This is a genomic window from Streptomyces sp. NPDC087420 (assembly GCF_044744165.1).
Classification (GTDB): Bacteria; Actinomycetota; Actinomycetes; order Streptomycetales; family Streptomycetaceae; genus Streptomyces.
In genome coordinates this window covers 15830-42240 of sequence record NZ_JBIUXU010000016.1, presented here as the reverse complement: position 1 = coordinate 42240, position 26411 = coordinate 15830, and the positions used below count along the sequence as shown (strand labels likewise).

The following is a 26411-nucleotide window of genomic DNA, read 5'->3' as shown; positions in this document are numbered from 1 at the left end:
GCGTCACACGAGGTGACGGGGCAAGGCCCTGCTGTGCTTACGGGTGCGTACGGGGTCGTGAAAAGGCGCCGGAGTCCTCAGACCGACGCCGACCGGTACTTCCGTACGGCCAGCGTCCGGAACACCACGATGATCAGGATCGACCAGATCACCGAGGCCCAGACCGGATGCTCCATGGGCCAGGCCGGGGAGTTCGACACCCCCGGGTTCCCGAACAGCACCCGGCAGGCCTGCACGGTGGCGCTGAACGGATTCCAGTCGGCGATGTGCCGCAGCCAGGGCGTCATCTGGCTGGAGTCCACGAAGGCGTTCGAGATGAACGTGACGGGGAACAGCCAGATGATCCCGCCCGAGGTCGCCGCCTCGGGCGTCCGCACGGACAGACCGATGAGCGCGCCGATCCAGGTGAAGGCGTACCCCAGCAGGAGGAGCAGGCCGAAGGCGCCCAGGACCCTCCCGAAGTTGGTCGGGTCGGGGGTGCCGGTGCGCCAGCCCACGATCAGGGCGACGATCGCGAGGACGAGCAGCGTGATGCACGTCTGCACGAGGTCGGCGACGGTACGTCCGGTCATCACCGCGCCCCGCGCCATCGGGAGGGAGCGGAACCGGTCGACGAGCCCCTTCTGCATGTCGTCCGCGATGCCGGCCGCTGATCCCGCGGTGGCGAAGGTGACGGTCTGCGCGAAGATGCCGGCCATCAGGAAGTCTTTGTAGACGTCGGCGTTGGTGCTGTTGCCGACTCTGATGGATCCGCCGAAGACGTACGTGAAGAGGACCACGAACATCACCGGCTGGATGATCCCGAACAGGACCACCTCCGGGATCCGGGTCATGCGGATCAAGTTCCTGCGCGCGATGACCAGGGAGTCCCCGGCCGACTGGATGATCCCGCCGCGCGGCCGGGGGGCCGTGGTCCGCGGTGCGTCGCTGGTGGCGGTCACTTCCGGGCCTCCTCGGTGGTGGTAGTGGTGTCACTGCGGGTGCTGTCACTGCCGGGGGCGTCACTCGCGTGGCCGGTGAGCGAGATGAAGACGTCGTCGAGGGTCGGCCGGCGCAGTCCGATGTCGTCGATCTCGACGCCCCGGCTGTCCAGCTCCCTGATGACCTCGGCGAGCAGCTTGGCCCCGCCGGTGACCGGGACGGTCAGCTTGCGGGTGTGTTCGGCGACCGCGACGAGCTCCTCGCCGCCCTTGCCGAAGGCGGCCAGGACCGTGCGGGTGGGCCCGATCTGGTCCTGTTCGTGTACGACGACCTCGACGCGCTCGCCGCCGGTCTGGGCCTTGAGCTGGTCGGCGGTGCCACGCGCGATGACCTGGCCGTGGTCGATGACGCAGATGTCGTGGGCGAGGTGGTCGGCCTCCTCCAGATACTGCGTGGTGAGCAGCAGGGTCGTACCGCCCGCCACCAGCTCCTGGATGATCCCCCACAGCTGCTGGCGGTTGCGCGGGTCGAGTCCGGTGGTCGGCTCGTCCATGAACATCACGGGCGGCGAGACCACGAGCGCGGCGGCGAGGTCGAGCCGGCGGCGCATGCCGCCCGAGTAGGTCTTGGTCGTACGGTCGGCGGCGTCGGTGAGGTTGAAGCGCTCCAGCAGCTCGTCCGCGCGGGCCTTCGCGGCCTTGGAACGCATCTGGTAGAGCTGCCCGACCATCCGCAGGTTCTCGCGGCCCGTCAGGTATTCGTCGACGGCCGCGAACTGCCCGGACAGGCCGATGGACCTGCGGACCTCGTTCGGATACTTCACGACGTCGATGCCCGCGACCTCGGCACGGCCGCTGTCCGGCTGGAGGAGCGTGGTGAGGACCCGTACGGCGGTGGTCTTGCCCGCGCCGTTCGGTCCGAGGAGCCCGAGGACCGTGCCTTCGGGGACGTCGAGATCGACGCCGTCCAGAGCTCGTACGTCGCCGAAAGTCTTCACCAGGCCTTCGGCGTAGATGGCGCCTGGCATGTGGGTTCTCCCGAGTGGAGTGAAATGTCGGTGCTCTGCGTACGCAGAGCCTATGGCGCCCGGGCCTCTCGGCGCCCGGAATATCACCACCGGGCCCGGACAGGATCGGGTCAGAGCCGGAACACTAACGCGATATATCGCGAGTCACAAGCGGTTCCGGCACACCTGGTGGATCCGGCACATCGGTGGAGCACGTCTCCGGAAAGGGGAGCACATCCGTGGAATGAAGTCGGGGAGTTCCCGGGAACAGCGCGGCGGTCAGCCGAGAATGGTGTATCCCGCCGCCCGCAACGCCTGCGCGACAGCCGCGCAGTGCGCGGGCCCCTTCGTCTCCAGGTGCACCTCGACGTCCGCCTCCGTCAGCCCCAGCTTCGGATCGGTCCGTACGTGACTCACGTCGAGGACGTTCGCGTCGGCCACCGACAGCACTCCGAGCATCGTCGCGAGCGCGCCCGGGCGGTCCGTCACCCGCAGCCGCAGACTCAGATAGCGCCCCGCCGCCGCCATGCCGTGCCGCAGGATCCGCTGCATCAGCAACGGGTCCACGTTGCCGCCCGACAGCACCGCGACCACCGGCCCCCGGAACGCCTCCGGAGCGCTCAGCAGCGCCGCCACCGGGCTCGCCCCGGCCGGCTCCACCACCATCTTCGCCCGCTCCAGGCACAGCAGCAGCGCGCTGGACAGCTCGTCCTCGGAGACCGTACGGATCTCGTCCACCAGCTCCTGGACCAGCGGGAACGTCAGGTCGCCGGGGCGGCCCACCTTGATGCCGTCCGCCATCGTCAGCTGCGACCCGATCGACATCGGCCGGCCCGCCCTCAGCGAGGGCGGATACGCGGCCGCGCCCTCCGCCTGGACACCGATCACCTTCACGTCGGGGCGCAGGGCCTTCACGGCGAGCGCGATGCCCGCGGCGAGCCCGCCGCCCCCGAGGCCGACCACGATCGTCCGTACCTCCGGGCACTGCTCCAGGATCTCCAGGCCGACCGTGCCCTGCCCGGCGATGATGTCCGGGTGGTCGAAGGGGTGGATGAAGACCGCGCCGGTGGCCTGGGCGTACTCCTCGGCGGCGGCCAGCGTCTCGTCCACGACCTGGCCGTGCAGCCGCACCTCGGCGCCGTACTCCCGGGTGGCCGCGACCTTCGGCAGCGGCGCGGCCAGCGGCATGAACACCGTCGAGCGCACCCCCAGCAGCGTGGAGGCCAGGGCGACACCCTGCGCGTGATTGCCCGCGCTGGCCGCGACGACCCCGGCCGCGCGCTCCTCGGGGGAGAGCCCGGCGATCCGTACGTACGCGCCCCGCAGCTTGAAGGAACCGGTCCGCTGGAGGTTCTCGCACTTGAACAGGACCGGGGCGCCCACCAATTCGGTCAGGTGCCTGCTGCCCTCGATCGGGGTTGTCCTGGCCACCCCCGCGAGCATCTTCCGCGCCCCCCGGACGTCGTCGAGGATCACGGCGCGCGCGGGGCCTGCGGTGAAGCGGGACGGACCGAAGCTCATGCGTGCCAGTCTCGCAGCTCCCCGGCGCGCGGGTGTCCGGTCCCGCCGGCCCGCGGGTGCGGGATCCCGTCCCGGAACCTGCCCCCGACGACGGGTTTCCGCAGGACAGGTACGGTCCGGGGTGTTGCCGCGTACTCTGTCCCCCACCAACCGACCACCGCACGAGAGAGCCCTAGCCATGCCCCCCATTCAGGACATGACTTCCGCTGCGTCGGCCTCCCGGGAGACGGTCACCGAACTTTCGGGCGACGCGGGCCTCCTGGATGCCCTCCAGCACCAGGTGGCCGTCTTCGCCCGCCGCGCCGAGCAGACGCGGCTCGGCGGCATCGGGCAGGTCCGCAACTCGATGGACCGCGCCGCCTATCTGCTGCTCAACCGGCTCCACCAGGAAGGCCCGATGGGCGTCAAGGCCCTGGCCGCCGGGATGGGCATCGACTCCTCGACCGTCACCCGGCAGGTCGCGCCGCTCGTCGACACCGGGCTGGTCAAACGCACCTCGCACCCGGAGGACGGCCGCGCGGTCGTGCTCCAGCTGTCGGCGCGCGGACAGGCCAGGCTCGAAGAGGTCCGCTCGTCACGGCGTGAGCTGATGGCGCAGGTCACGGAGGGGTGGGCGGCGGAGGAGCGAGAGGCCTTCGCCACGCTGCTGACCCGGTTCAACGCCGCCCTGTCCGCCCGGCAGGCGGGCCTGCCGCCCGGGGAGGGCGGCCCCGCTGTCGAACCGGACGAGACGGGGCAGCCGACCCGCTGACGAGAGGCCGGGTCAGCGCCTGACCCGGCCTCCGGCCCGACCCGGCCCTCGCGTGACCCGGCCTCCGGTCCGACCCGCCCCTTGCGTGACGCGGCCTCCGGCTCGACCCGCCCTCTTGACCGTGGGCCCCCGGCGGGCCTCATATGAGGGCGTGCGACAGCGGCAGGCGGCCATGGACCGCCGGCGAGCCCGGGAGTTCGAGACGTTTGTTGCGGGCGCGGCCGGCCGGCTTCTGCATGCGGCCACCCTGCTCACCGCAGAACCCGCCCCCACCGCCCCCCGCGCCCAGCAGCTGCTGACGGCCGCGCTGTCCCGTACGTACGCGCGCTGGGACGAGCTGCGCGGCGAGGACCCGTACGACGTGACCCGCCAGGATCTCGCGCTGCGGTACGCCCATGGGGCGTGGCGCACCCGGCGTCACACCGAGGGGGTCCTGGGGCCGCTGCGCCCGCAGGAACGGGTGGTGCTGGTGCTGAGGCTGTACGAGGGAGTGGCCGAGGAGCAGACCGCCGCGCTGGTCGGGCTGCCGCCGGAACGGGTGCGGATGATCTGCGCCCGGGCGGTGACACGGGTACGGGAAGCGGCGCGAATACGGGAAGCGGCCCAGGTACGGGAAACGGCCCAGGTACGGGAAGCGGCCCGGGTACGAGACTCGGCGCCGACACGGAAGGCGGCGGAGTGACGCGCTTCGATCGGGAGGAGACCGAGGTCAGACGGCTGCTGGACACCCCGCACCCCGTCGTCCCCGCCGATCTCGCGCCCCGGGCCCTCGCACGCGGCGGCCGCCTGCGCCACCGGCGCCGTACCGCACGCCGGCTGCTGTGGCTGACGCTGATCACCGCCGTGATCCTCTTCGCCGTCTGGGCGTCGGTCACCGAACCGTGGTCGCCCCCGCCGATGCGGACGACCCCGCCCCTGGAGGGCGGCTGACCCGGGCCGGAGCCCGGGTCGGAGCCCGGGTCGGACGCGCGCGGCGCCCCTCGCCGTGAAAGAGCCGTTCCAATGGTCACGGCCCCCCTCCGCTGTCCCTTCACCGGCCCCTTCGCCGTGGGACTCGGTGTCGCGCTCGGGACGGGTCCTGCCGGTACCGGCCGTACGGCCCGGGAGATGTCGGCCGGGGCGGTCAGCAGGAGCGCCGCCGCGGTGAGCGCGGCGCCGCAGACCGCGACGCCCCCGGCGCGGCGCCGGACCCTGCGCCGCCACACCGCGCGGTGGCCGCACCACCCACGCGCGGGTGACACGTCCGACGCGGTTCTTCCGGCGCGGGCCCCACCACGCGAACCGCCTCCCGGGCCGAAGAGCCCGGGAGGCGGTGAAAGGTCAGAAGGATCAGGCTTACCCCAGCGCCTGCTGGAGGTCCGCCAGCAGGTCGTCCGCCGACTCCAGGCCCACCGACAGCCGCACCAGGTCCGACGGCACCTCCAGGGCCGAGCCCGCCACCGACGCGTGCGTCATCCGGCCGGGGTGCTCGATCAGGGACTCGACGCCGCCCAGGGACTCGCCCAGCGTGAAGAGCTTCGCGCGGTCGCAGACCGCGACCGCCGCCTCCTCGCCGCCCTCGACCTGGAAGGAGACCATCCCGCCGAACGCCTTCATCTGCTTCGCCGCGACCTCGTGGCCCGGGTGGTCGGGCAGGCCCGGGTAGAGGACCTTGCTGACCCGGGGGTGGCTGACCAGCATGTCCGCGATCCGGGTCGCGTTCTCGCTGTGCCGGTCCATCCGGACCGCGAGCGTCTTGACGCCGCGCAGCACCAGCCACGCGTCGAACGGCCCGGCGATCGCTCCCATCGCGTTCTGGTGGTACGCCAGCTCCTCCGCCAGGTCCGCGTCGTCCACGACCAGCGCGCCGCCGACCACGTCCGAGTGCCCGCCCATGTACTTCGTGGTCGAGTGCACGACGACGTCCGCGCCCAGCGCGAGCGGCTGCTGGAGATAGGGACTGGCGAACGTGTTGTCGACGACCAGCTTCGCGCCGGCCGCGCGCGCGACGCCCGCGAGCCCGGCGATGTCGCTGATGTTGAGGAGCGGGTTCGACGGGGTCTCGACCCAGATCGCCTTCGTACGGGGGGTCAGCGCGGCCCGCACCGCCGCCGGGTCCGACGTGTCCGCGACGGACCATTCGACGCCCCAGCGCGAGACGACCTTCGCGAAGAGGCGGAACGTACCGCCGTACGCGTCGTTCGGGATGACGACATGGTCACCGGGCGACAGCAGCGTACGCAGCAGGCAGTCCTCGGCGGCCAGCCCCGACGCGAAGGCGAGCCCGCGCCGGCCGCCCTCCAGGGCCGCCAGGTTCTCCTCCAACGCGGTACGGGTCGGGTTGGCGCTGCGGCTGTACTCGTAACCGCCCCGCAGCCCGCCCACGCCGTCCTGCTTGTACGTGGACACCTGGTAGATCGGGGGGACGACCGCGCCGGTGAGGGGATCAGCGGTGTTGCCCGCGTGGATGGCGACGGTTTCGAAGTTGCGGTGCTCGCCGCTGTGCTGGTGGCTCATGAGGACCGAGCGTAGCGCCGGACGGCCGCCCCTCGCGTACGCCGCCCGGTGGACCCCGTACCGGGAACACCCCCGCCGTCCGGGACAATGGGGCCATGGAGATGCTCTGGTTCCTGTTCGCGATCGGCCTGTTGGTGATGGCCTTCAGCCCCTATCTCAGGCGGCGGCGCGGCGGTCCCCGCCTGGTCGCGCCCGGTTCGCCGGACGCCGCCGACCCGGCGGCGTACGGATTTGTCCGGCAGGAGGAGCTGGACATCCGGCTGCCCGGACCCGACGAGGAGCTCCTCCACGTGCTCGACGTCGTCCAGGCCACCCAGGACTGGCGGCCCGCCGAGCGGCTGCTCGCCGCGACGCCCAAGGAGGGCGAGACGCGCTGGCAGCGGGTGCAGGCGTTCGCCGGCGCGGCCTCGCTGGAGCTGCGGCAGCGGCCCGGCGTGGGCGGCACCTGGCTGCGGACGTGGCGGTCGGAGTCGCCCAAGGACGCGGGGGCGGCCGCCGTGTACGCGGAGTTCCTGGTCCAGCAGGCGTGGCGGACCTCCACCGTCGGCGCGGACGACTTCCGGATCATCCTGGAGGAGGCCCGTACGCTCTGCGGCGAGGCGGCCCCGCTGGCGCCCGGCGACCCCGTGCCGTACATCATCGAGCTGGCGGTGGCCCGGGGCCTCGGCTACACCCATGAGGAGTTCGACCAGGTGTGGGCGAAGGTCATCGACCGCGCGCCCGCGCACATGGGCGCGCACCTGGCGGCGCTGCGGTACTGGTCGGAGGCGTGGCACGGCTCACGCGAGGAGGCCGACCACTTCGCGACAACCGCCGCCGCGCGGGCCCCGCAGGGTTCGCTGCTGGCGGCCCTGCCGCTGTTCGCGGTGTACGAGCACCTCCCCGAGGTCAATCTGGTGCAGGGCTTCTACCGGAGCGCGGTGGTGCGGAAGGCGCTGGAGGGCGCCCTGTTCGCGGTGCACGCGGCGCGTCCCGACGACCCGATGCTGTCGCACGTACGGCACCTGCTGGTCCTCTTCCTCGTACGGTCGGAACGCTGGTCCGAGGCGATGAACCAGCTGGTGGGGGTGGACGGGCACGTCGGCGCCCTGCCCTGGACGCACACGCCCGACCCGGCGGCGGAGTACACGGTGTACCGGGCGCTGGCGGTGGCGGGGTTCGAGGCGAACGGCGGGACGACGGCGTCGCTGCCAGGGTGACGACTGAACCGGGCCCCACCTGCCGGAATGGAATGTCCCGGGCCCCCGGCACGTTGTGAAGGGCAGGACCCCACAGCCGAGGAGACCTGAAAGATGTTCGTGACACGCCGTACCCCCGTACTCCCCACCCCCGAGCAGGCCCTGCCCGGCCGTCCCGAGCCCGAGTACTCGGTGCCGGCCCGCCACACGGTCCTCGGCAATCCCTTGACCGGCCCCTACCCGGAAGGCCTGGAGGTCGCCGACTTCGGCCTGGGCTGCTTCTGGGGAGCCGAGCGCAATTTCTGGCAGACGGAGGGCGTCTGGACGACGCTCGTCGGCTACCAGGGCGGCTTCACGCCGAATCCGTCGTACGAGGAGGTCTGCTCCGGCCTCACCGGTCACACGGAGGCCGTGCGGGTCGTCTTCGACCCGAAGATCGTGTCGTACGCGGAGCTGCTGAAGCTCTTCTGGGAGTCGCACAACCCCACCCAGGGCTTCCGCCAGGGCAATGACGTGGGCAGCCAGTACCGCTCGGCGGTCTACACCCACTCCCCCGCCCAGGAGAAGGCCGCGGCCGAGTCCCGCACGTCGTACCAGCAGGTCCTGACGGACTCCGGGTACGGCGAGATCACGACGGAGATCGAGCCGTCGGAGGGCCGCCACTTCTACCCGGCGGAGGCGTACCACCAGCAGTACCTGGACAAGAACCCGTCCGGCTACTGCGGCATCGGCGGCACGGGCGTCTCGTGCCCGATCGGCGTGGCCCCGGCCACGAGCTGACCTGTAGGAGTGGGCTTCCGTGGCTACGCGCGCCTGGTACGCGACGAGCAGGTGCCACTGACTCGACGGCACACCGCACTGGGGTGTGCCGTCGGGCGTTACTGCCCGCTGGGCTTCGAGGCGACCTGGGCGTACGTGACCACGGTCGCGCTCCCCTCTCCGGACCTGCGCCAGGATCCGGCGGCGTTGGTGCGCGCGCTGGACACGCTGGAGGCGAGCCGGGCGGTACGGCTCGGTGCCCTGGAGGACTTCGCGGTACGCCGCCGTGCGGAGAAGGCGCGGGGCAGGCGCACCCCGGGGGCCGGCGAGACCGTACATCTGCGGCAACCGGGATGGCCGGGTGCAACGAGCCCCTCACGGCTGGGACTTGTGGCGGCCGTGGCGAACCGGCACACGGCGTTCCGGTCCGGTCCATACCCCGACGAGACGCTTTCGAGTGACGCCCAGGTGGGCCGGCTCGCCGACCTGCACGCCCGTCTGGACGCCTGCGCCTCGGCGTATCTCACCGGCCTCGGGCACCTGGACGGCCCGGCACGGGACGAACTGGCCCACACGACGAGCGGCATCGACGCCCTGACCCGCTCCGGCCACGCGCCCCTGAACGGGTACCTTCTGGCGTGGCTGCGCTTCGCGCGGCTGGTGGCGTACGCCTCGGACGCGGTGCGCGCCTCGGATTCCTCGTACGTCTCCGGGCTCCCGCCCGCCCCTGACCTGACCCGGTGACGGTCCGCGTCGGCCCGTTCCCGCGCGTGACCACTCACTTGGTCAGGACGTTCGCCGCCACGATCACCAGTCCGATCAGTACGTCGACCGCGCCCACCCGGCAGGCGGACCACCAGTCCCGGCCCGCCGTCCTGGCCGCCCAGAGGCCCCAGCCGAACAGGGCGGCCGTGTTGATCGTCAGGGCCGCGTCGATCGCCGCGTTCTCGCCCCACCAGCCCCAGTACGAGCCCAGCAGCACCGCTCCGGTCGGGACGGCCGCCGCGGCCAGGGGCCACTCGGTCAGCACCGAGCGGACAGTGCTCGCGGTGACGGGTTTCTCGTCGGCCGTACGGTGGGCGATCGCGTGGGCGTACCCGTGCCCGGTCGCCGAGACCAGCGCCGCCACCATGATCCACAGGGCGTCGTAGCCCGGGTCGTCCGGTCCCGTGTCGTGGTCGAGCGCGGCCGCCAGGGCGCTGGCCAGGACCGTTCCGTACACACCGCCGAACAGCAGCCGCTGGAGCGGTTCTTCGCGCCGGCCCGGAGGCTCGGGGGCGCTCGCGGGGGCACTGACGGGGTTGGACAAGGCGCCACCTCCCGGGACGAGGACGTCGTTCCACTCCGGAGATGTAACCGCACACCGGACATATCCCCCGCGAACCCGCGCCCGGCCGTCGTGGCGCCCGCTGCGGGGCGCGTTGCTGTGCCGTCGTACCGCCCGACCGGTGGTTTCCGGCCCTCCAGGCGCCAACTGCGTTATTTTGAAAGGCGTTTACCCCTCCCGAACCGCACCAAATGCTAGCGTTCACGCGCCCGTCGCCCTTCTGACAGTTCCGCTTCATCCCGTGGGCCGGGAGGGATGAGTGGATGTCCGCGCCCCCCGCAGCGCCGCTCCCGTGCGGGTGCGCGCTCACGCCTAGACAAGTGGAGACCGTATGAGCGGCTCGTCCCGTACGCCGTCCAAGCCCCACGGAGCGAGAGGCCTCAGCGGCGGTCTGGCGGCCGGGGCCCTGGTGCTGGGCACCGCCCTCGCAGGCGGCGGCCCCGCCCTCGCGGCGAGCGGGCCGGCGGCGACCACAACAGCGGCGGCGAGCACGGCTCGCTGTGCCGGGCCGAACGCGGCGGCGCTCTGCGCCCAGCCCGGCGACCTCCTGGACGTGACGCTGGACCAGCTGCGCCCCACCCAGCCGGCCATCGGCTCCGACCAGATCTACTACAAGCTCGGCCGCTACAGCAGCGCCAAGGACGAGCAGGCCGGCGACCTCAACAAGCGCTTCGACGACTGGTGCGAAACCAACGGCCAGGAAGAGGCGGCGTCCGCGCAGCCCGGCGCCCGGATCTCCGACCCGTCGAGCTTCACCTGCACGGTCGCGGTCGGCGACGAGACCCCGGACACCCTCGCCCAGATGAAGACGGTCGTGGTCGGCCCCGGCGGCGCGCTCTACCTCACCGACGGGCACCACACCCTGACGTCCTTCCTGGAGACGCCCGACGGCGGCCCGAAGACCCACATCCGGCTGCGGGTCACGGGCAACCTGAGCACGCTGCCCACCGCCGCGTTCTGGAAGACCATGCAGGACAACAAGTGGGTCTGGCTGAAGGACGAGAACAACGACCCGATCACCGTGGACCAGCTCCCCACCCGCCTCGGGCTGGCGTCCTTCCACGACGACCCGTACCGGAGCCTCGTCTACCTCACCCGCGACATCGGCTACCAGGCCCCGGCCGAGGCCGCCGAGTTCCTGGAGTTCTCCTGGGGCACCTGGCTGCGCGGGCGCCTTGACCTCGCCTCGTACGACCTCCGCGACCCCGCGTCGTACCTCTCCGCCGTCCGCGCCGCCTCCGAGGCCATGTCCGCGACCCCGGGCGACACCGAGATCACCCCCGGGCTGACCGCCGACCAGGCGGGCCGTATGGCCGAGTGGAACGACGGGAAGAAGCCCACCGGCGGGGAGTTCGCGAAGCTGGGCCTCCCGCTCTCCGACAAGAAGCCCGGCAAGCTCGCCTTCGCCCTGGACTACAGCGCCAAGGTCGCCGTCCCGCCCGCCTGCACGAAGACGCTGACCGGCGCGTACACCGGACCGCTGGTCGTCGCCTCCGGCGTCACGTGCCTCGACCGCACCCGGCTGACCGGTCCCGTCGTGGTCCGCGCGGGCGCCTCGCTGGTGTCCAGGGGCGCGGACATCACCGGGCCCGTCCAGGCGGTGGGTGCCCGTACGGTCAGCCTGTGCGGCACGCGGCTCACCGGCCCGCTCTCCGTCGTGAACACGAAGGAGCGGCTGACGCTGTCGGGCCCCGGCTGCACCGCGAACGCGCTGAACGGGCCGGTCCAGCTCGTCGGCAACCCGGTCGAGGCGCCGGCCCCGGCTCCCGTCCCGTAACCGGCCGGGCCGGCCGGACCGTCTCCGGCCGGCCCGACGCACAGCTTGACCCCCACGCACAGCTTGACCCTCGCGGGCGGCGCCGCCCTCGCGGCCCGCGCCGCCCGCGCCGCTCCAGCCGCCTAATTCGCTGGGCGCCGCCGGGCGGCGCCGCTAGCATCGGCGTCATGTTCGCCCACTACTTCTTCGTCTGATTCCGGACCCGCGCCCCAGGTCCGAAGAATCCACCCGCCATCAGGGGAAGAAGCATGCGCGAACGCGCCCAACTCACGATGAAGGACGTCTCGAAGGGGTACGGCGACCGGCCGGTCCTCGACCAGGTGTCGCTGACCGTACGGCCCGGCGAGAAGGCCGGGATCATCGGGGAGAACGGCTCCGGGAAGTCCACCCTGCTCCGGCTGCTCGCCGGGGCGGAGCGACCGGACGACGGTGGGATCACCGTCCGCTTCCCGGGCGGAATCGGTCACCTCACCCAGACCCTCCCCCAGACCATGGACCTCGCCCCGTCGCCCCTGGGCCTCTCCCGGCCCCTCGGCCGGGACCGTACCGTCCAGGACGCCGTCGACACCGCCCTCGCCGATCTGCGCGACCTGGAACGGCGGTTGCGCGCCGCCGAGGCCGCCCTCGGGTCGGCCGGACCCGCCGAACTGGCCGCGTACGGCGACCTGTTGACGGCGTACGAGGAACGCGACGGCTACCGGGCCGAGGCCCGCGTCAACACCGCCCTGTACGCGCTGGGGCTCGCCCACGTGACGCGCGACCGCGCGCTGGACTCGCTGTCCGGCGGCGAGCGGTCACGGCTGGCGCTGGCGTGTGTGCTGGCGCCCGCACCGGAGCTGCTGCTCCTGGACGAGCCCACCAACCACCTGGACCTCCGGGCCACGACCTGGCTGGAGGACCAGCTCAGGTCGCACCGGGGTACGGTCCTGGCCGTCACGCACGACCGGGTGTTCCTGGAGCGGATCGCGACCACGATCCTGGAGGTCGACCGCGACACCAGGGCCGTGACGCGGTACGGCGACGGCTGGGCCGGCTACCGCACGGCGAAGGCCGCCGCCCGGCGCCGCCGGGCCCAGGATCACGCCGAGTGGCTCGCCGAGGTGTCCCGTACGGAGGAACAGGTCGCCGCCGCAGGACAGCGGCTGGCCGTCACTGGCAAGGACCCGGGCCAGGGCTTCGGCAAGCACCGGCGCTCGCACGAGACGAAGCTGTCCGGGCAGGTGAGGGCGGCCCGGGAGCGGCTGGCGCGGCTGCGCGGAGAGCCGGTGCCCGCGCCGCCGGAACCGCTGCGGTTCACGGCGGCCCTGCGCGCGGGCCCCGACCCTGCCGTGATCGGCGAGACACTCGTCTCGCTCGAACGGGTGACGGTCGGCGACCGGCTGCGGGTGGACGCGCTGCGGATCGAGACGGGCGCGCGGCTGCTGGTGACCGGTCCGAACGGCGCGGGCAAGACCACCCTGCTGCGTGTCCTGGCCGGTGAACTGCGGCAGGACTCCGGGACGGTGCTCCGGTCGGGCCGGGTCCGCAGGGGCGGGATCGGCTACCTGCCGCAGGAGCTGCCCGCCGCCGCGTCGCCGCTGCCGCTGCTGACCGCGTTCGCGGCGGGGCGCCCGGGGCCGCCGGACGAGCACGCGGACGAGCTGCTCGGCCTCGGCCTGTTCCGCGAGGCCGATCTGCGGGTCCCGGTCGCCGCGCTCTCGATCGGCCAGCGGCGCCGGCTGGAACTGGCCCGCCTGGTGACCCGCCGCGCCGAACTGCTGATCCTGGACGAGCCGACGAACCATGTGGCGCTCAGCCTGGTGGAGGAGTTGGAGGAGGCGCTGGTGCGGTACGCGGGCGCGGTGGTGGTGGTCTCCCACGACCGCCGCTTCCGCGAGTTCTTCGAGGGCACGCACCTGGAACTGCGCGCGGGCCGCGTGGCGGAGACGGCGCGGGCGGGCGACTGACCGGGGGGCGATCTCGAAGCGGAGGCTGGTGCTGGTGCTGGTGATCGTGCTGGTGCTCGTGCTGGTGTGCCGGGGAGGGCTGGGACGGCTGGGCTTTGTGCTTGGCTGGGGTCGTGACGGCAGAGATTTCTTGGCCGGTGCCGGTGCGGGGCTGAGCGAGGCACACGTGGCGGGTGATCGGTCGGCTTGGCCGCCGTCGTGGCCGGCTTTCTGTGGTTGCCGCCAGAACCTCATGCCCTGCGGGGTGGTGTGCTGTTCGCCCCTTGGGACGGGGAACCGAGCACGTGCTGGACGTACCCGTCCGGTCTGTACGCGCGGCAAGTGCGCGTGTCAGACGTCAGGGGCCGGATGCCACTTCGCGGCCACACCCTAGGGTGAGAGCCGTGCGCATGAGCGAGGAGACGGCGGAAGAGGATCCGACGGCCGGGGCGGGGGAGGGACCGACTCCCGCGACCGGGAGGGGGGCGGGGCCCCGGCCCGGGACGGGAGCGGGATCCCGGTCCGGTGTAGGGGCCGGGTCCCGATCCGGCGCGGGAGCGGGATCCCGGTCCGGTGTAGGGGCGGGGTCCCGGTCCGGTGTAGGGGCGGATTCCCGGTCCGGCCCGGGGGCCGGGGCGAAGGCAACGTCTCGAACCGAGCCCGCAGCCCGGCCCGAGCCGAGGGGTCGGCCCGAGGCCGCACGCCGGACCGACAAGACGGGCCGCACCGAGCCCGGGTCCAGGACCCGGACAGGAGCCGCACCCCAGGCCGAGGACGCGAGCCGGGCCGCGCTCCGGGCCGAGGTCGCCGGGTCGGGCTCGCTGGCGGTCGGGGGTGCGGCGGGGGCCCTGCCCGGCCCCTGGCCGGGTGGCCGCCCGGCCGACGGCGACCTCCCCGGCGGCCGGGCCGCCGACGCGCGGGGTCTCGCGGGCCCGTGGCGCGTGCCGCTCCTCGTCACCGGGGTCGCTGTCCCCTTTTACGTACTCTGGGCCGTCGTCCTCGCCACCGGCGGTGGTGATCTCGCCGCCCAGCTCTCCTGGGCCGGGTTCATGGCCCGGCATCCCGGATCCGCGTATAACCTCTCCTGGTACGGCGGTACGCACACCGCCAACTACAGCGTCCTCGCTCCCCCGCTCATGGCGCTCCTCGGCGTCAGGACGACGTCCGTGCTGGCGGGGCTCGCCGGGACGTGGGCCATGGCGGCCCTGTTCGTACGGGCCAAGGTGCCCCACGCCCTGTGGCCCGCGCTGCTGGGCGCACTCGTGCTCTGGTGCAACGTGGCCTCCGGACGGACCACGTTCGCGTTGGGCGCGGCCGTCGGGCTGCTGGGTCTGCTCGTCATCCTCCGGCCGGAACGGGCGGCGGCGCGGCGGTCGGTCGCCCTTGCCGCCGCCCTGTCCGCCCTCACCGCGCTCGCCAGCCCCGTCGCCGCGCTGTTCCTCGTCGTGGCCGGCGCCGCGTACCTGTTCGACCGGCGGTGGGGGAAGGCGGCCGCGCTGATCGCCCCGCCCTTCCTGACGGTCGGCGTGGTCACGCTGCTCTTCCCGTTCCACGGCGAACAGCCCATGGCGACGGAAAAGTTGTACATGCCGCTCACCGCCTGCGCCGCCGTGTGGCTCGCCGCGCCGCGCGACCCGCGCGGCTGGCGCACGGTGCGGTACGGCGCCGCCGTCTACGCCGCCGGCGTTGTCCTGACCTATTCGGTCGCCTCGCCGATCGGCACGAACGTCGAACGGCTGATAGGGATCGGGGGACCGCCGGTGCTGCTCGCGGCGCTGCTGACCCGCGGCCTCGAACCGTCCCGGCTGAGGGACCTCGTACGCGGAAGCCGCCTGCGGGCCCCCCGCCGCGCCCTCCCCCACCTCGTGCTCACCGCGGCCGTGGTCCTGAACACCGGCTGGGTGATCGACAAGACCGACGACGACCTCGGGGTCTCCAACTCCGTGCCGTCCTGGGCCGCCCACCCCGAGGGCGTGATCGCCGCGCTCGACCGGCTGGGCGCGGACCGCACCCGCGTCGAGGTCGTCCCGGCCCGCAACCACCGCGAGGCGGACGTCCTCGCCCCGTACGTCACCATGGCCCGGGGCTGGAACCGCCAGCTCGACGTGGAGCGCGGCCGGCTCTTCTACGACGGCACCTTCTCCCCCGCCACGTACCGCGCCTGGCTGGACCGCTGGGCGGTGGGTCTTGTCGTCCTGCCGGCCGCGCGGCCCGACAGCCCCGCCGCCGCCGAGGCCGCGCTCGTGCGGAACCCGCCGGACTGGCTGGAGCCGGTGTGGCAGGACAGCGGATGGGCGGTCTACCGGGTACGGAACGCCGTGCCGCTGGTGTCCGCCCCCGCGACCGTCGTGCGGAGCGGTGACGCGGATCTGGTGGTACGGATGCCGGCGGCGGGCTCGGTGACGGTACGGATCGCGTACTCGCCCTGGCTCAGGGCGCCGGGCGCGTGTGTCGAGCGGACGGGCGACTGGACCCGGCTGACGGTCCCGGGGGGCGGTGAGTACCGGCTGGGGTCGGCGTACCGGCTGCCCCGGTCGAACGGCTGCGGCTGACCGCCGTACCGCTCCTACAGCTTGGCCTCGAAGAGGCCGACCGGCCGCTCCCGGCGGTAGCCGAGTCCTTCGTTCACGGCGATCATCGACGTGTTGCTGTCGGCGACCGTCGTGCTGATCTCCCTTATGCCCGGGTGCAGTTCGTGCAGCGTCCCGAGGAGATGGCGCTTGACCGCGCGGCCGAGGCCCCGGCCGCGGTGGGACGGTACGACCACCGTGTCGTACTGGACGGCGCGGGTGCCCGCCGGGTCGCGCAGGACCAGTTCCGTATAACCGACCACGGCGTCGCCCGCCGTCGTGTCGAGCACGGCCGAGGTGAGGATCGCCCCGCCCCGGTCCTCGATGAGCCGGGCCGCGGCCCGCACTCTCCGCGTGTCCCAGCCCGACACCCGCTCCTCCAGGGCCCCGCCCGGCGTGTCCTCCATCGCGTCGTGGGCGCGGGTGAAACCTTCCGCCAGGTCGTCGGGGACCACCCCCGACCAGTCGGCGAAGCGCAGCCCGGCCGGGAGCGCCGGCTCCGGGACCTCGTCGAGGGTCTGCCGGACCCGCATCACGTACCAGCCGAGCGGGAGCACGTTCGCGAAGCCGAGGCTGTCCACGAACGCCTCCCCCGCACCGCCCAGTTCGAGCACGGTCGAGACCGACGTCCGCCCGGCGGCGGCGAGTTCGTCCCGTATCGCGGTCCAGAGCGCGGCACCGACACCACCCCGTCGGGCGTCGGGCCGCACCACCAGGACGTCGAGGAAGGCGGTGTGGAGGTGCGGCTCCTCGGTGAAGAGGAGAAGGGAGGCGACCCCGTCGTACGAGCCGTCGTCCGCCGTCGACACGACATGCACGTTCCGTCCGCTCACCGGGGACAGCCGCAGCTTCCCCGCCGTCTCGGACCGGCTGGGCTCGGGGACGGACGCCGGGAGATCGAGGACGTGGGCGGCGGTGATCACCGCGTGCCAGGCGTCCGTCTCGGCGTCCGTGGGCGGGCTTCCCAGAGTGATCAGCATGAACCGAACCTACGCGTACGGGGGTGGCGACGCCCGCGAGTTGGCGGGACATCCGGGCAGGGGCGCCGCCCCAGGGCCTGTCGCCCTGGACCTCAGGCGGCGGTCGCGTTCTCGGTCACCGTGACCTTCCCCTTGCGGATGGTGGCGAGCCGGGGAGCACGGCGGGCGATGGAACTGTCGTGCGTGACCATGATGAAGGTCAGCCCGTGCTCTTTCCAGAGGCCCTCCAGCAGTTCCATGATCTCGTCACGCATCGACTCGTCCAGATTTCCCGTGGGTTCATCCGCGAGCAGCACCTTCGGGCGTTTCACCAGGGCGCGCGCGATGGCGACCCGCTGCTGCTGACCTCCGGACAGCTCACCGGGTACGTGCGTGAGTCGCTCGCCGAGCCCGACGGACTCCAGCGCCTCGGCGGCCTGTTGGCGCCGGGCGGCCCCTTTGAGGCCGAGCGGGACGAGCGCCGTCTCGACGTTCTCCTGCGCGGTGAGGGTGGGGATGAGGTTGAAGCTCTGGAAGACGAAGCCGATGGACTCGGCGCGCACCTTGGTGAGCCGGGCCTCCGACAGGCTGGCCAGGTCGACCCCGTCGAGCTCGACGGAGCCCGAGGTCGGCCGGTCGAGCGCGCCGAGCATCTGGAGCAGCGTGGACTTGCCGCCGCCGGTGGGGCCCTGGATGACCAGCCGGCCGCCGTCCTCGATGGTCAGATCGACGCCGGCGAGCGCGTGGACGGGCTTCTTTCCCCGGTGGTAGACCTTGGTGACGCCTTTGAGCTGGTACATCGTGCAACTCCTGCGGTACGAGGGAGAAACGAGGGTGGGGCGGGGTGGGGTGGGACGGGGGCCGGGGGTACGGAGCCGGGGAACGGGCGGGGAGCCGGGCCAGGGCGAAGAGCCCGGCTGCGGACGGAGGTCCGGCCACGGACTTCCCGAGGACGGCCTACTCGACCCGCCGCAGGGCGTCCGCCGGGCGCAGCCGCGAGGCGCGCCAGCCGCCGAAGCCGCCGGCGATCAGACCGCCGCCGACCGCGAGCGCCACGGCGATCCCGATGGTGGCGAGGGACACGGGCGCGGTGAGCGCGACGTCGAGGGCCTTGGACGCGGTCTGCCGCGCCGGGCCACCGCCACCACCACCGCCGAAGCCGCCACCGCCGGGTCCTGACGAGGCGGCGGAGCCGATCTGTGCCTTGAGGGTCGGGCTGATGGCCGTCACCAGGTAGGCGCCACCGACGCCGATGGCGATCCCGAGCACTCCGCCGAGCAGCCCGTTGACCAGGGCCTCACCTATCACCTGGCGGGTGACGCGGCCGGACTTCCAGCCGAGCGCCTTGAGGGTGCCGAACTCCCGTACCCGGCGGCTGACCGCCGAGGAGGTGAGCAGTCCGGCGACGAGGAAGGCGGCGATCAGTACCGCGATCGACAGCCACTTGCCGACGCTCGTGGCGAGGTCGGAGGCGGTGGAGAGGGAGCCGGAGACGGTGTCCGCGAGGTCGGCGGAGGTGGTGACGGTCGTGCCCGAGATGTTCTTCTGGATGGTGGACTTGACCGCGTCGATCTGCTGCGAGTCGGACGCCTGCACATAGACCGTGGTGATCTTGTCCTTGGAGTCGGACAGGGTCTGGGCCTGCTTCAGCGGGAGATAGGCGTTGGCGGCGGCGTCACCGCTGTCCGCCGTGGCCACCCCGATGATGCTGTACTTGGTGCCGTGGACGGTGAGGGTCTTGCCGACCGAGAGGTTGTTCTTCTTGGCGTACGCGCTGTCGACGACCGCGACCTTCGCGTTGGTCTCCGTCGCCTTGAACGTACGGCCTGAGGTGATCTTCGACGAGGTCAGCGGGCCGAGCGCGGGCTCCGTGACGTCGGCGCCGTACAGCGTGAACGAGTCGACGTCGAAGTTGGCGCCGCCCCCGGCGACCTGACCGCCGGTGCCGCCCCCGCCGCCACCGCCGCCACGGGGAGCGCCGCTCGCGTCGGGCTTGAACTCGCCGCGGGTGAACTCACCGTTGATCTTCAGCACGGTCAGGCTCAGTCCGCCGACCGCGCCGGACACACCGCTCTGGTCGGCGACCTTGGTCACCGTGGAGGACGCCAGCGTCTGGAAGCCCTGGACGACCACGCGGTCGCTGCTCTGCGACTCGCCGTCCTCACCCTTCGCGTCGAACTGGAACCGCGGGCGCGCCGTGCCGCCTTCGGCCGCCGCGGGCGCCGCCTTGGTGACGGTCATGTCCGTGCCGAGACCGTAGAGCGATTGAAGAACCTTGTCCTGGGCATTACTCATACCGGCGGACACGGAATTGACGATGATCACGAGCGCGATGCCGAGCGCGAGCCCGGAGGCGACGACAAGCGCCGCCTTTCTGCGGCGGCGCAGTTCGCGCCGGAGGTATGTGAAGAACATGGGCGTGAAGTTAGGCGCCCGGCGTGATGGTCAGTTGAGGTCCGGCTGAGAACGCCATGAGAACGCCGACGGCGGCCGAACCCTCGCGGGGTCCGGCCGCCGTCGGCGTCGGCAGCTGACGGAGGATCAGGCGGCGGAGCCGGCCTGCCAGTCGGCCCAGTTCAGGTTCCAGCCGTTGAGACCGTTGTCGGCCTTGATGGTCTTGTCCGGCGAGTTCTTCACGATGACGACGTCACCGACCAGCGAGTGGTTGTAGAACCACGCGGCGGGCTGGTTGGCGTCGCCCGCGCCCTTGACGTCCTGGAGGCCGACACAGCCGTGGCTGGTGTTGACGTTGCCGAAGACGGAGGGGGCGCCCCAGTAGTTGCCGTGGATGAAGGTCCCGGAGGTCGACAGCCGCATGGCGTGCGGCACGTCGGGGATGTCGTACTCACCCTTGCCGTCGTCGTCGGTGAAACCGACCGTCGCACCGTTCATCCGGGTCTCCTTGAACTTCTCGGAGATCACCATCTGACCGTTGTACGTGGGGTTCTCGGGCGAGCCCGACGAGATCGGGATCGTCTTGATCGTCTTGCCGTCCTGCGTGACGGTCATGGTCTTCGCCTTGGCGTCGACCGTGCTGACCTGGTTGCGGCCGATGGTGAAGGTGACCGTCTTCTGCTGCACGCCGAAGAGGCCCTTCGAGCCCTCGACCCCGTCCAGGTTCAGCTTGAGGGTGACCGTCGAGCCGCCCTTCCAGTACTGGTCGGGGCGGAAGTCGAGGCGCTGCTGGCTGAACCAGTGGCCGACGACCTGCTGGCCGCTGCTGGACGTGACGGTGATCCCGTCCTGCACGGCCTTCTGGTCGGTGATCGCCTTGTCGAAGTTGATCGAGACCGGCATGCCGACACCGACGGTGGAGCCGTCCTCGGGCGTGAAGTTCCCGATGAAGCTGTTGGCGGGCGAGACGGTGGTGAACGAGGAGTTCTCGAAGGCCTTGCGGCCCTTGCCGTCCTTCGCCGTCGCGGCGATCTTGTACGTCGTGGAGCGCTCCAGCTGCGCGTCCGGCTTCCAGCTGAGGCCGTCGGCGGCCAGCGTGCCCTTGACGGCCGTGCCGTCGGCGGTGGTCATGGTCACCTGCGTGAGGGTGCCCTTGCTGACCGTGACCTTGGCGTCGTCGTTGATACCGGCGTTCGACGCCCCGTCCCGGGGTGCGATGACTATCTTGGCCTCGGACGTCGCCTTGGCGGCCGCCTCGTCCACCTGGGCCTGCGACGACGACTTCGTGCTGTCGGCGCCGCTCGCGGTCTTGCCGCCGTCGTCGCTACAGGCCGAAAGGACCAGTACGCCACCGAGCAGTGCGGACGCGGCCATGAGGCCCCTGCGCCGCTTGCTGTCCGTCATCACACGTATCTCCATCATCGCCGATTACCCTGCCGATAACCCTTAAGAACACCTGTACCGGTTCGTCCGGTTCCACTTCGGCCGGCGATGTGGTGAATACCACTTGCCGCTCGCGCACGGCCGTAAGCCCCGGCCCGCCACTGCAAAGGACCGGGGCTTACCAGAGTGACACGACTCAGCGCGGGCCCTGACCGTTGCGGTGGTCGAAGCGCGCTCCCCGGCCACCCGGCGCGCCGTCCGCGCCGCCGTCACCCAGCACGCCCCAGGGGCCGTCGCCGCCCTCGTCGTCGTCCTCGTCGTCGTCGCCGTCCTCCCCCTCGTCCTCGTCGCCCTCCGCCTCGTCGTCCTCGTCGAGCGCCCACTCCACCGCGTCGGGGTCGTAGTCGATCTCCTCGCTGGTCCACGACGCCTGCGCGAGCTCCACCCCCGGCACGTCCCTGACCAGGTCGTACGGCTCCACGAGGTACGCGAGGGCCTCCGCCGGGTCCTCCCGTACCGTCGCCTCGGCGTGCGCGCGCTCGTCCTCGCGCATGCCGTCGTCGGCGACGATCCGGCCCAGCGCCGCCGCGCTCAGCGGCTCGGGCCCCTCGATCTCCAGTACCAATTCGACCCGTAGCCGCACAAAGCGTGATGTCTCAGAAGTGGTCATACGACGGAGCGTAGGGCTCCTGGCCTCCACGACTTTCCCGCGACCCGCTGCTTTCACTAGCATCAGCCCACCCAGCCAATTCGGCGTTGTCACAAGGGGGATCGATCACGTGTCCGTCGCACGCCGTCCGCTGCTGACCGCTACCGCCGCCGGAACCCTGCTCTGCGCTCTGTGGTTCGTCCCGTCCGCGAAAGCCGCGGAAGAGCACTCCGGCCCGGATCAACAGCCGGTCGCAGCCGGTCAGAGCTTCACCTCAGCCGGTCTGAACACCACCTCCGAGGACCCGAACACCTCACAACCCCTGGCCCTCGCCGACACGGGCAGCGTGAACACCACGCCGTACCTGATCGGCGGGACCGCCTTCCTCGGCATCGGCGCGGGCTTCGTCGCGTACTCGGCGCGAAGAAGCGCCGGCCTGATCTGACGTACGTGAGGGGCCGCCCGATGCACCGGGCGGCCCCTCGCGCTTTCCCCGTCAGGCAAGCGGTCCCGTGACCGACTCGACGGCGGCGATCAGACTGCCGTCCCGTACGAACGCGTCCGCGCCCGCGAGGTCGGGGGCGAGGAAACGGTCGGGGCCGGGACCCTCGACCCCGGCGGCGCGCAGCGCCTCGATCGCGGCCCGCGAGGCGGGCGCGGGTGTGAGGCCGGCGCGCAGCTCGATGGCGCGGGTCGCCGCGTACAGCTCCACGGCGATGATCCGGGTGAGGTTGTCCACGGCCGTACGGAGCTTGCGCGCCGCCGACCAGCCCATCGAGACGTGATCCTCCTGCATCGCGGAGGACGGGATCGAGTCGACGGACGCGGGGACGGCCAGCCGCTTCATGTCGCTCACCAGCGCGGCCTGGGTGTACTGGGCGATCATCAGGCCCGAGTCGACCCCGGCGTCGTCGGCCAGGAAGGGCGGCAGGCCGTGCGAGCGGTTCTTGTCGAGCAGCCGGTCGGTACGGCGCTCGGCGATCGACCCGAGGTCGGCGGCGGCGATGGCCAGAAAGTCCAGTACGTACGCGACGGGCGCGCCGTGGAAGTTGCCGTTGGACTCCACGCGGCCGTCGCGCAGGACGACGGGGTTGTCCACGGCGGCGGCCAGCTCGCGGCCGGCCACGATCCTGGCGTACGCGAGCGTGTCCCGGCCGGCGCCGGCGACCTGGGGGGCGCAGCGCACCGAGTACGCGTCCTGGACCCGCGGGGCCGCGTCCTCCTGGAAGTGGCCGGTGAGACCGGACCCGGCGAGCACCCGCAGCATGTTGTCGGCGCTGGCGGCCTGGCCCGGATGTGGCCGGATCGCGTGCAGCTCGGGCGCGAGGACCTTGGCGGTGCCGAGGAGGGCCTCCAGGGTGAGCGCGGCGGTGATGTCGGCGGAGGTGTAGAGCCGGTCCAGGTCGGCGAGGGCCATGACCAGCATGCCCAGCATGCCGTCCGTGCCGTTGAGCAGGGCGAGGCCCTCCTTCTCGCGCAGCTCGACGGGCGCGATGCCGTGCTGCGCGAGCAGCTCTCCGGCGGGGCGCACGATCCCGTCGGGTCCTTCCGCGTCGCCCTCGCCCATGAGGGTCAGCGCGCAGTGCGAGAGCGGCGCGAGGTCGCCGGAGCAGCCGAGGGAGCCGAACTCGTGCACGACGGGCGTGATCCCGGCGTTCAGCACGTCCGCCATGGTCTGCGCGACCTCGGGGCGTACGCCGGTGTGACCGGAGGCGAGGGTCTTGAGCCGCAGGAACATCAGCGCGCGGACGACGTCCCGCTCGACGTGGGGGCCCATGCCGGCGGCGTGGCTGCGCACGATGTTGCGCTGGAGCTGGGCGCGGAGGTCGGGCCCGATGTGCCGGCTGGCGAGCGCGCCGAACCCGGTCGAGACGCCGTAGACGGGCTCGGGCTTGGCCGCGAGCGCGTCTACGATGCGGCGGGCGTCGGCGATCGCGCTCTGCGCGTTTTCGCTGAGCGCGACCTTGGCGTGGTTTCGGGCTACGGCGATGACGTCTTCGGGGGTGGTGCCGGTGGTGCCCAGGATGACGGTGTGCATATCCATATTCAGGAGCGTACGGATTGAATCCGAACGTGTCACTAGGCGGGTCGTTGGGTGGCCTCGCGGCCGGCTTGCGTCCTCAATCGCCGGACGGGCGGTCTGGGGCCGGGGGCCGCGCGTTCTCAGTGACCGCGTTGCGGTCCGTGTTGTCCTCAATCGCCGGACGGGCGGTCTGGGGCCGGGGGCCGCGCGTTCTCAGTGATCGCGTTGCGGTCCGTGTTGTCCTCAATCGCCGGACGGGCTTGATTTTGCCCGCTGCGGGCCGGTTTTTGTCCGCGGGCCGGTTGCCGGGGGCCGGTCAGGGGCCGTGTCCTGCACTGCATGTTTTACGTCGCGTTCAGCAACTCCGAATCGCGTAACGGTCGCCATGCGACACAAAACACGCTTTACGTTCCGGACACGACCCCTGCCCGTCCCCCTTCCAGGCCCGCGCTACTACCCGGCCCGCTCCGGGGCGGGGGGGCGTTCACTGTCCCGTCCGGCGTGAGGGGGGTGGGGTCGGAAGAGGTGCGTGTGTCCGGACGTAAAGCGTGTTTTGTGTCGCATGGCGATCGTTGATCAAAGCAAGTGGCTGAACGCGACGTAAAACATGCAGTCCGGACATACGTACCTCCGGAGGCCCCGCCCCCCGCCACCACGACAAACCAAGCCCGTCCGGCGATTGAGGACAATCAGTAAGCCGCGCCAAACGCACCGGGCAGAGGCAAAAGACAAGGACAACGGGTCAACGCGCATCGCGGAAACGACGGCGGTCCCCCGACCGCGGCGGCGTGTCCGCGAGGCGCAACACCGCGTCGTCCCGCCCCGCCACCACCGGCCCAACCGCACGCGCAGCCTTCGCGCGATATTGCGCCGCGTCCGCCAGACGGAACAGGCGCCGCGCGGAACGGACCTCCCCGATCTCGTCCCCCGTGGACGCGACCCCGCACGCCACCCCCTCGCCCAGCTCCAGCTCCGCCGCCCGCACGCACAGCTCGTCCGCGACGGCGATCACCTCGTCGGCCGACGGCCCCACCGTCAAAAGACAGAACTCGTCCCCGCCCAGCCGCGCGGCCACCGCGCCCGGCAGCTTCGCCGCGCACAGGGACAGGACCGAGGCGAACCGCTCCAGCAACCGGTCGCCGACCGCGTGTCCGTGCGTGTCGTTGACCGCCTTCAGGCCGTTCAGGTCGCAGACGACCAGGCTCGTGACGGAGCCGTCCGCCCGGTACCGCCCCACCGCCTCGTCGAGCCGCATGTCGACCGCCCGCCGGTTCGCGAGGCCCGTCAGGGGGTCCGTGAAGGCGAGGCGGCGGACCTCTTCGAGCCGCTCCGTCTGGGCGATCCCCGACGCGACGACCGACGCGATGACGGTCGCGAAGTCCGCGTCGTCCCGGCCGAAGAGCGGGGAGCCCTTGGGCCGGGCCACGTACAGCTCACCCCACGCCCGCCCGTGCAGGATGATCGGCGCGACCACACAGCACCCCCGCCCCCGCCGCCGCAGCGCGGCCACCCGCTGGTGGCTGTAGCCGGGCGAGCCGGCCGCCGCGCCCTCTGCGGTCTCGACCCAGGCGTTCGGGCCGCCGCCCCCCGCCCACCGCTCGTGCAGGAACTCCGCGATCTCCGGGAACTGGTGGACGGGATACGCCTCGGCCTCGGGGAACTCCTCCTCCCCCGCCACCCGCTCCCCCGCGTTGACGAGCACCTTGAGCCGCCCGAGGTCCCGTTCCCACACGGACAGCGCGGCGAAGCTCCCGCCGAGCGCCTCGCGCGCCCCCTGCGCGGCGGCCCGCCAGGAATCGCGTGGCGCCTGGGCCGACGCCATGGCCTGCGCCAGCGACACCACGGCTCGCAGTCGCCCATCCACTCCCATCACCACAGCTTAGGGCGCTTTGGGATGATTTGATCACTTGGAGCGAGGGGTGCTCACTCTGCGTTCACCCGCTCACCCGCTCACTCACCGGGCCACCGCGGCGCCCGCTTCTCGTTGAACGCCGCGACCCCCTCCGCCCGGTCGCCGGAGAACGCGACCGACCGCCACGCCGCGTCCTCGACCTCCAGGCCGGCCCGCAGGTCAAGGCCCTGCCCGAGCCGCAGCGCCCGCTTGGCGGCGCGCAGGCCGACGGGCGAGTTCGCGGCGATACGGTCCGCGAGGGCGAGCGCCTCGTCCCGGTCGTCGCCCTCGTCGACGAGCTGGTCGACGAGACCGAGATCACGCGCCTCCGCCGCCTCAAGACGCCGGGCCGTGAAGATCAGCTCCGCCGCGCGGGCCGCCCCGACCCGGCGCGGCAGCAGCTGCGTACCGCCCCCGCCGGGAATGACGCCGACCGAGACCTCGGGCAGCCCGACGACAGCCGTACGGTCCGCGACAATCAGGTCGCAGGCGAGCGCCAGCTCGAAGCCGCCGCCCAGGGCGAAGCCGTGCACGGCGGCGATCGTGGGCATGGGCAGCTCCAGGACGCCGGTGTACGCGGCACGCGCGGTCGGCCGCTGCCGTACCAGGTCGGCGTCGGTGAAGGAGTTGCGCTCCTTGAGGTCCGCGCCGACGCAGAACGCGCGCGCGTGGGTGGACGTGAGGACCGTGACCCGTACGTCCCGGTCCGCGCCCAGCGCCGTACACGCGGCGGCGAGGGAACGGGCCATCTCCGTGGACACGGCGTTCATGGCCTTCGGCCGGTCGAGGACCAGCTCGGCGACGTACCCGGACCTCCGTACGACAACAAACTCCCCGTACCTCTGCTCGGACCCAGCCATGGAACACCCTCCCGGTTAACG

23 protein-coding genes are annotated in these 26411 nt (G+C 72.2%); 10 read left to right on the top strand and 13 right to left on the bottom strand.

Annotated elements, in window-relative coordinates; all coding sequences use genetic code 11:
* Positions 1 to 77: 77 nt before the first annotated feature.
* The 3 genes from ACIO1C_RS30170 to ilvA form a co-directional block, all read right to left on the bottom strand.
* Positions 78 to 941, bottom strand: a complete 864-nt coding sequence (locus tag ACIO1C_RS30170) for an ABC transporter permease (RefSeq protein WP_401869315.1) — start codon at positions 939 to 941, stop codon at positions 78 to 80.
* Complete coding sequence (locus ACIO1C_RS30165) at positions 938 to 1948, bottom strand: ATP-binding cassette domain-containing protein (RefSeq protein ID WP_401869312.1); 1011 nt, start codon at positions 1946 to 1948, stop codon at positions 938 to 940. The genes ACIO1C_RS30170 and ACIO1C_RS30165 overlap by 4 nt, the downstream gene beginning before the upstream one ends.
* 258 nt (positions 1949 to 2206) lie before the next feature.
* Entirely contained in the window at positions 2207 to 3448 is a 1242-nt protein-coding gene (ilvA, locus tag ACIO1C_RS30160) for a threonine ammonia-lyase (protein ID WP_401869309.1), read from the bottom strand.
* A 178-nt stretch (positions 3449 to 3626) separates the two neighbouring features.
* On the opposite strand from ilvA, the gene ACIO1C_RS30155 reads away from it, so the two are divergent.
* From ACIO1C_RS30155 to ACIO1C_RS30145, 3 genes are all read left to right on the top strand, one after another.
* A complete protein-coding gene (locus ACIO1C_RS30155; protein ID WP_401869306.1) occupies positions 3627 to 4199 on the top strand; it encodes a MarR family winged helix-turn-helix transcriptional regulator in 573 nt (190 codons plus the stop codon).
* Positions 4200 to 4350: 151 nt separating this feature from the next.
* The gene (locus tag ACIO1C_RS30150) at positions 4351 to 4881 is read left to right on the top strand and encodes a sigma factor-like helix-turn-helix DNA-binding protein (protein ID WP_401869303.1); all 531 of its coding nucleotides are present in this window, start codon (positions 4351 to 4353) and stop codon (positions 4879 to 4881) included.
* Entirely contained in the window at positions 4878 to 5129 is a 252-nt protein-coding gene (locus tag ACIO1C_RS30145) for a hypothetical protein (RefSeq protein WP_401869300.1), read from the top strand. Before ACIO1C_RS30150 ends, ACIO1C_RS30145 begins: the two co-directional genes overlap by 4 nt.
* Before the next feature lie 405 nt (positions 5130 to 5534).
* On the opposite strand, the gene ACIO1C_RS30140 is transcribed toward ACIO1C_RS30145, so the two are convergent.
* On the bottom strand, positions 5535 to 6695 hold the full coding sequence (locus tag ACIO1C_RS30140; protein WP_327234785.1) for a cystathionine gamma-synthase: 1161 nt from the start codon (positions 6693 to 6695) through the stop codon (positions 5535 to 5537).
* A gap of 95 nt (positions 6696 to 6790) precedes the next feature.
* On the opposite strand from ACIO1C_RS30140, the gene ACIO1C_RS30135 reads away from it, so the two are divergent.
* From ACIO1C_RS30135 to ACIO1C_RS30125, 3 genes are all read left to right on the top strand, one after another.
* Entirely contained in the window at positions 6791 to 7894 is a 1104-nt protein-coding gene (locus tag ACIO1C_RS30135; RefSeq protein ID WP_401869297.1) for a hypothetical protein, read from the top strand.
* Positions 7895 to 7987: 93 nt separating this feature from the next.
* On the top strand, positions 7988 to 8653 hold the full coding sequence (gene msrA / locus ACIO1C_RS30130; RefSeq protein ID WP_401869294.1) for a peptide-methionine (S)-S-oxide reductase MsrA: 666 nt from the start codon (positions 7988 to 7990) through the stop codon (positions 8651 to 8653).
* A 51-nt stretch (positions 8654 to 8704) separates the two neighbouring features.
* A complete protein-coding gene (locus ACIO1C_RS30125; protein ID WP_401869291.1) occupies positions 8705 to 9376 on the top strand; it encodes a hypothetical protein in 672 nt (223 codons plus the stop codon).
* Between the two features lie 34 nt (positions 9377 to 9410).
* Here ACIO1C_RS30125 and ACIO1C_RS30120 read toward each other — a convergent pair whose 3' ends face one another.
* Positions 9411 to 9941, bottom strand: a complete 531-nt coding sequence (locus ACIO1C_RS30120; protein WP_401869288.1) for a hypothetical protein — start codon at positions 9939 to 9941, stop codon at positions 9411 to 9413.
* 349 nt (positions 9942 to 10290) lie between these two features.
* Between ACIO1C_RS30120 and ACIO1C_RS30115 the strand changes: the two genes are divergently transcribed.
* From ACIO1C_RS30115 to ACIO1C_RS30105, 3 genes are all read left to right on the top strand, one after another.
* Complete coding sequence (locus ACIO1C_RS30115; protein ID WP_401869285.1) at positions 10291 to 11736, top strand: ParB/Srx family N-terminal domain-containing protein; 1446 nt, start codon at positions 10291 to 10293, stop codon at positions 11734 to 11736.
* Positions 11737 to 11984: 248 nt separating this feature from the next.
* A complete protein-coding gene (abc-f, locus tag ACIO1C_RS30110) occupies positions 11985 to 13682 on the top strand; it encodes a ribosomal protection-like ABC-F family protein (RefSeq protein ID WP_401869282.1) in 1698 nt (565 codons plus the stop codon).
* Between the two features lie 920 nt (positions 13683 to 14602).
* A complete protein-coding gene (locus ACIO1C_RS30105) occupies positions 14603 to 16213 on the top strand; it encodes a hypothetical protein (protein WP_401869279.1) in 1611 nt (536 codons plus the stop codon).
* A 14-nt stretch (positions 16214 to 16227) separates the two neighbouring features.
* Here the strand turns inward: ACIO1C_RS30105 and ACIO1C_RS30100 are convergent, their stop codons facing one another.
* The 5 genes from ACIO1C_RS30100 to ACIO1C_RS30080 form a co-directional block, all read right to left on the bottom strand.
* Complete coding sequence (locus tag ACIO1C_RS30100) at positions 16228 to 17211, bottom strand: GNAT family N-acetyltransferase (protein ID WP_401869277.1); 984 nt, start codon at positions 17209 to 17211, stop codon at positions 16228 to 16230.
* 92 nt (positions 17212 to 17303) lie between these two features.
* The gene (locus ACIO1C_RS30095; RefSeq protein WP_401869274.1) at positions 17304 to 17990 is read right to left on the bottom strand and encodes an ABC transporter ATP-binding protein; all 687 of its coding nucleotides are present in this window, start codon (positions 17988 to 17990) and stop codon (positions 17304 to 17306) included.
* 157 nt (positions 17991 to 18147) lie between these two features.
* Complete coding sequence (locus tag ACIO1C_RS30090; RefSeq protein ID WP_401869271.1) at positions 18148 to 19605, bottom strand: ABC transporter permease; 1458 nt, start codon at positions 19603 to 19605, stop codon at positions 18148 to 18150.
* Positions 19606 to 19731: 126 nt separating this feature from the next.
* On the bottom strand, positions 19732 to 21003 hold the full coding sequence (locus tag ACIO1C_RS30085) for an Ig-like domain-containing protein (RefSeq protein ID WP_401869682.1): 1272 nt from the start codon (positions 21001 to 21003) through the stop codon (positions 19732 to 19734).
* Between the two features lie 160 nt (positions 21004 to 21163).
* Positions 21164 to 21637 carry a hypothetical protein gene (locus ACIO1C_RS30080; RefSeq protein WP_401869268.1) on the bottom strand — a complete coding sequence of 158 codons (474 nt, stop codon included), beginning with the start codon at positions 21635 to 21637 and terminating at the stop codon, positions 21164 to 21166.
* A 109-nt stretch (positions 21638 to 21746) separates the two neighbouring features.
* Here ACIO1C_RS30080 and ACIO1C_RS30075 point away from each other — a divergent pair, with 109 nt between their 5' ends.
* Positions 21747 to 22061 carry an LPXTG cell wall anchor domain-containing protein gene (locus ACIO1C_RS30075; RefSeq protein ID WP_401869265.1) on the top strand — a complete coding sequence of 105 codons (315 nt, stop codon included), beginning with the start codon at positions 21747 to 21749 and terminating at the stop codon, positions 22059 to 22061.
* Between the two features lie 51 nt (positions 22062 to 22112).
* Here ACIO1C_RS30075 and hutH read toward each other — a convergent pair whose 3' ends face one another.
* From hutH to ACIO1C_RS30060, 3 genes are all read right to left on the bottom strand, one after another.
* The gene (gene hutH / locus ACIO1C_RS30070; protein WP_401869679.1) at positions 22113 to 23654 is read right to left on the bottom strand and encodes a histidine ammonia-lyase; all 1542 of its coding nucleotides are present in this window, start codon (positions 23652 to 23654) and stop codon (positions 22113 to 22115) included.
* A 727-nt stretch (positions 23655 to 24381) separates the two neighbouring features.
* Positions 24382 to 25509 (bottom strand): diguanylate cyclase domain-containing protein, encoded by a 1128-nt coding sequence (locus tag ACIO1C_RS30065; RefSeq protein WP_401869262.1) that lies wholly within the window; start codon positions 25507 to 25509, stop codon positions 24382 to 24384.
* 80 nt (positions 25510 to 25589) lie between these two features.
* On the bottom strand, positions 25590 to 26390 hold the full coding sequence (locus tag ACIO1C_RS30060) for an enoyl-CoA hydratase/isomerase family protein (protein ID WP_401869259.1): 801 nt from the start codon (positions 26388 to 26390) through the stop codon (positions 25590 to 25592).
* Between the last annotated feature and the right edge of the window lie 21 nt (positions 26391 to 26411).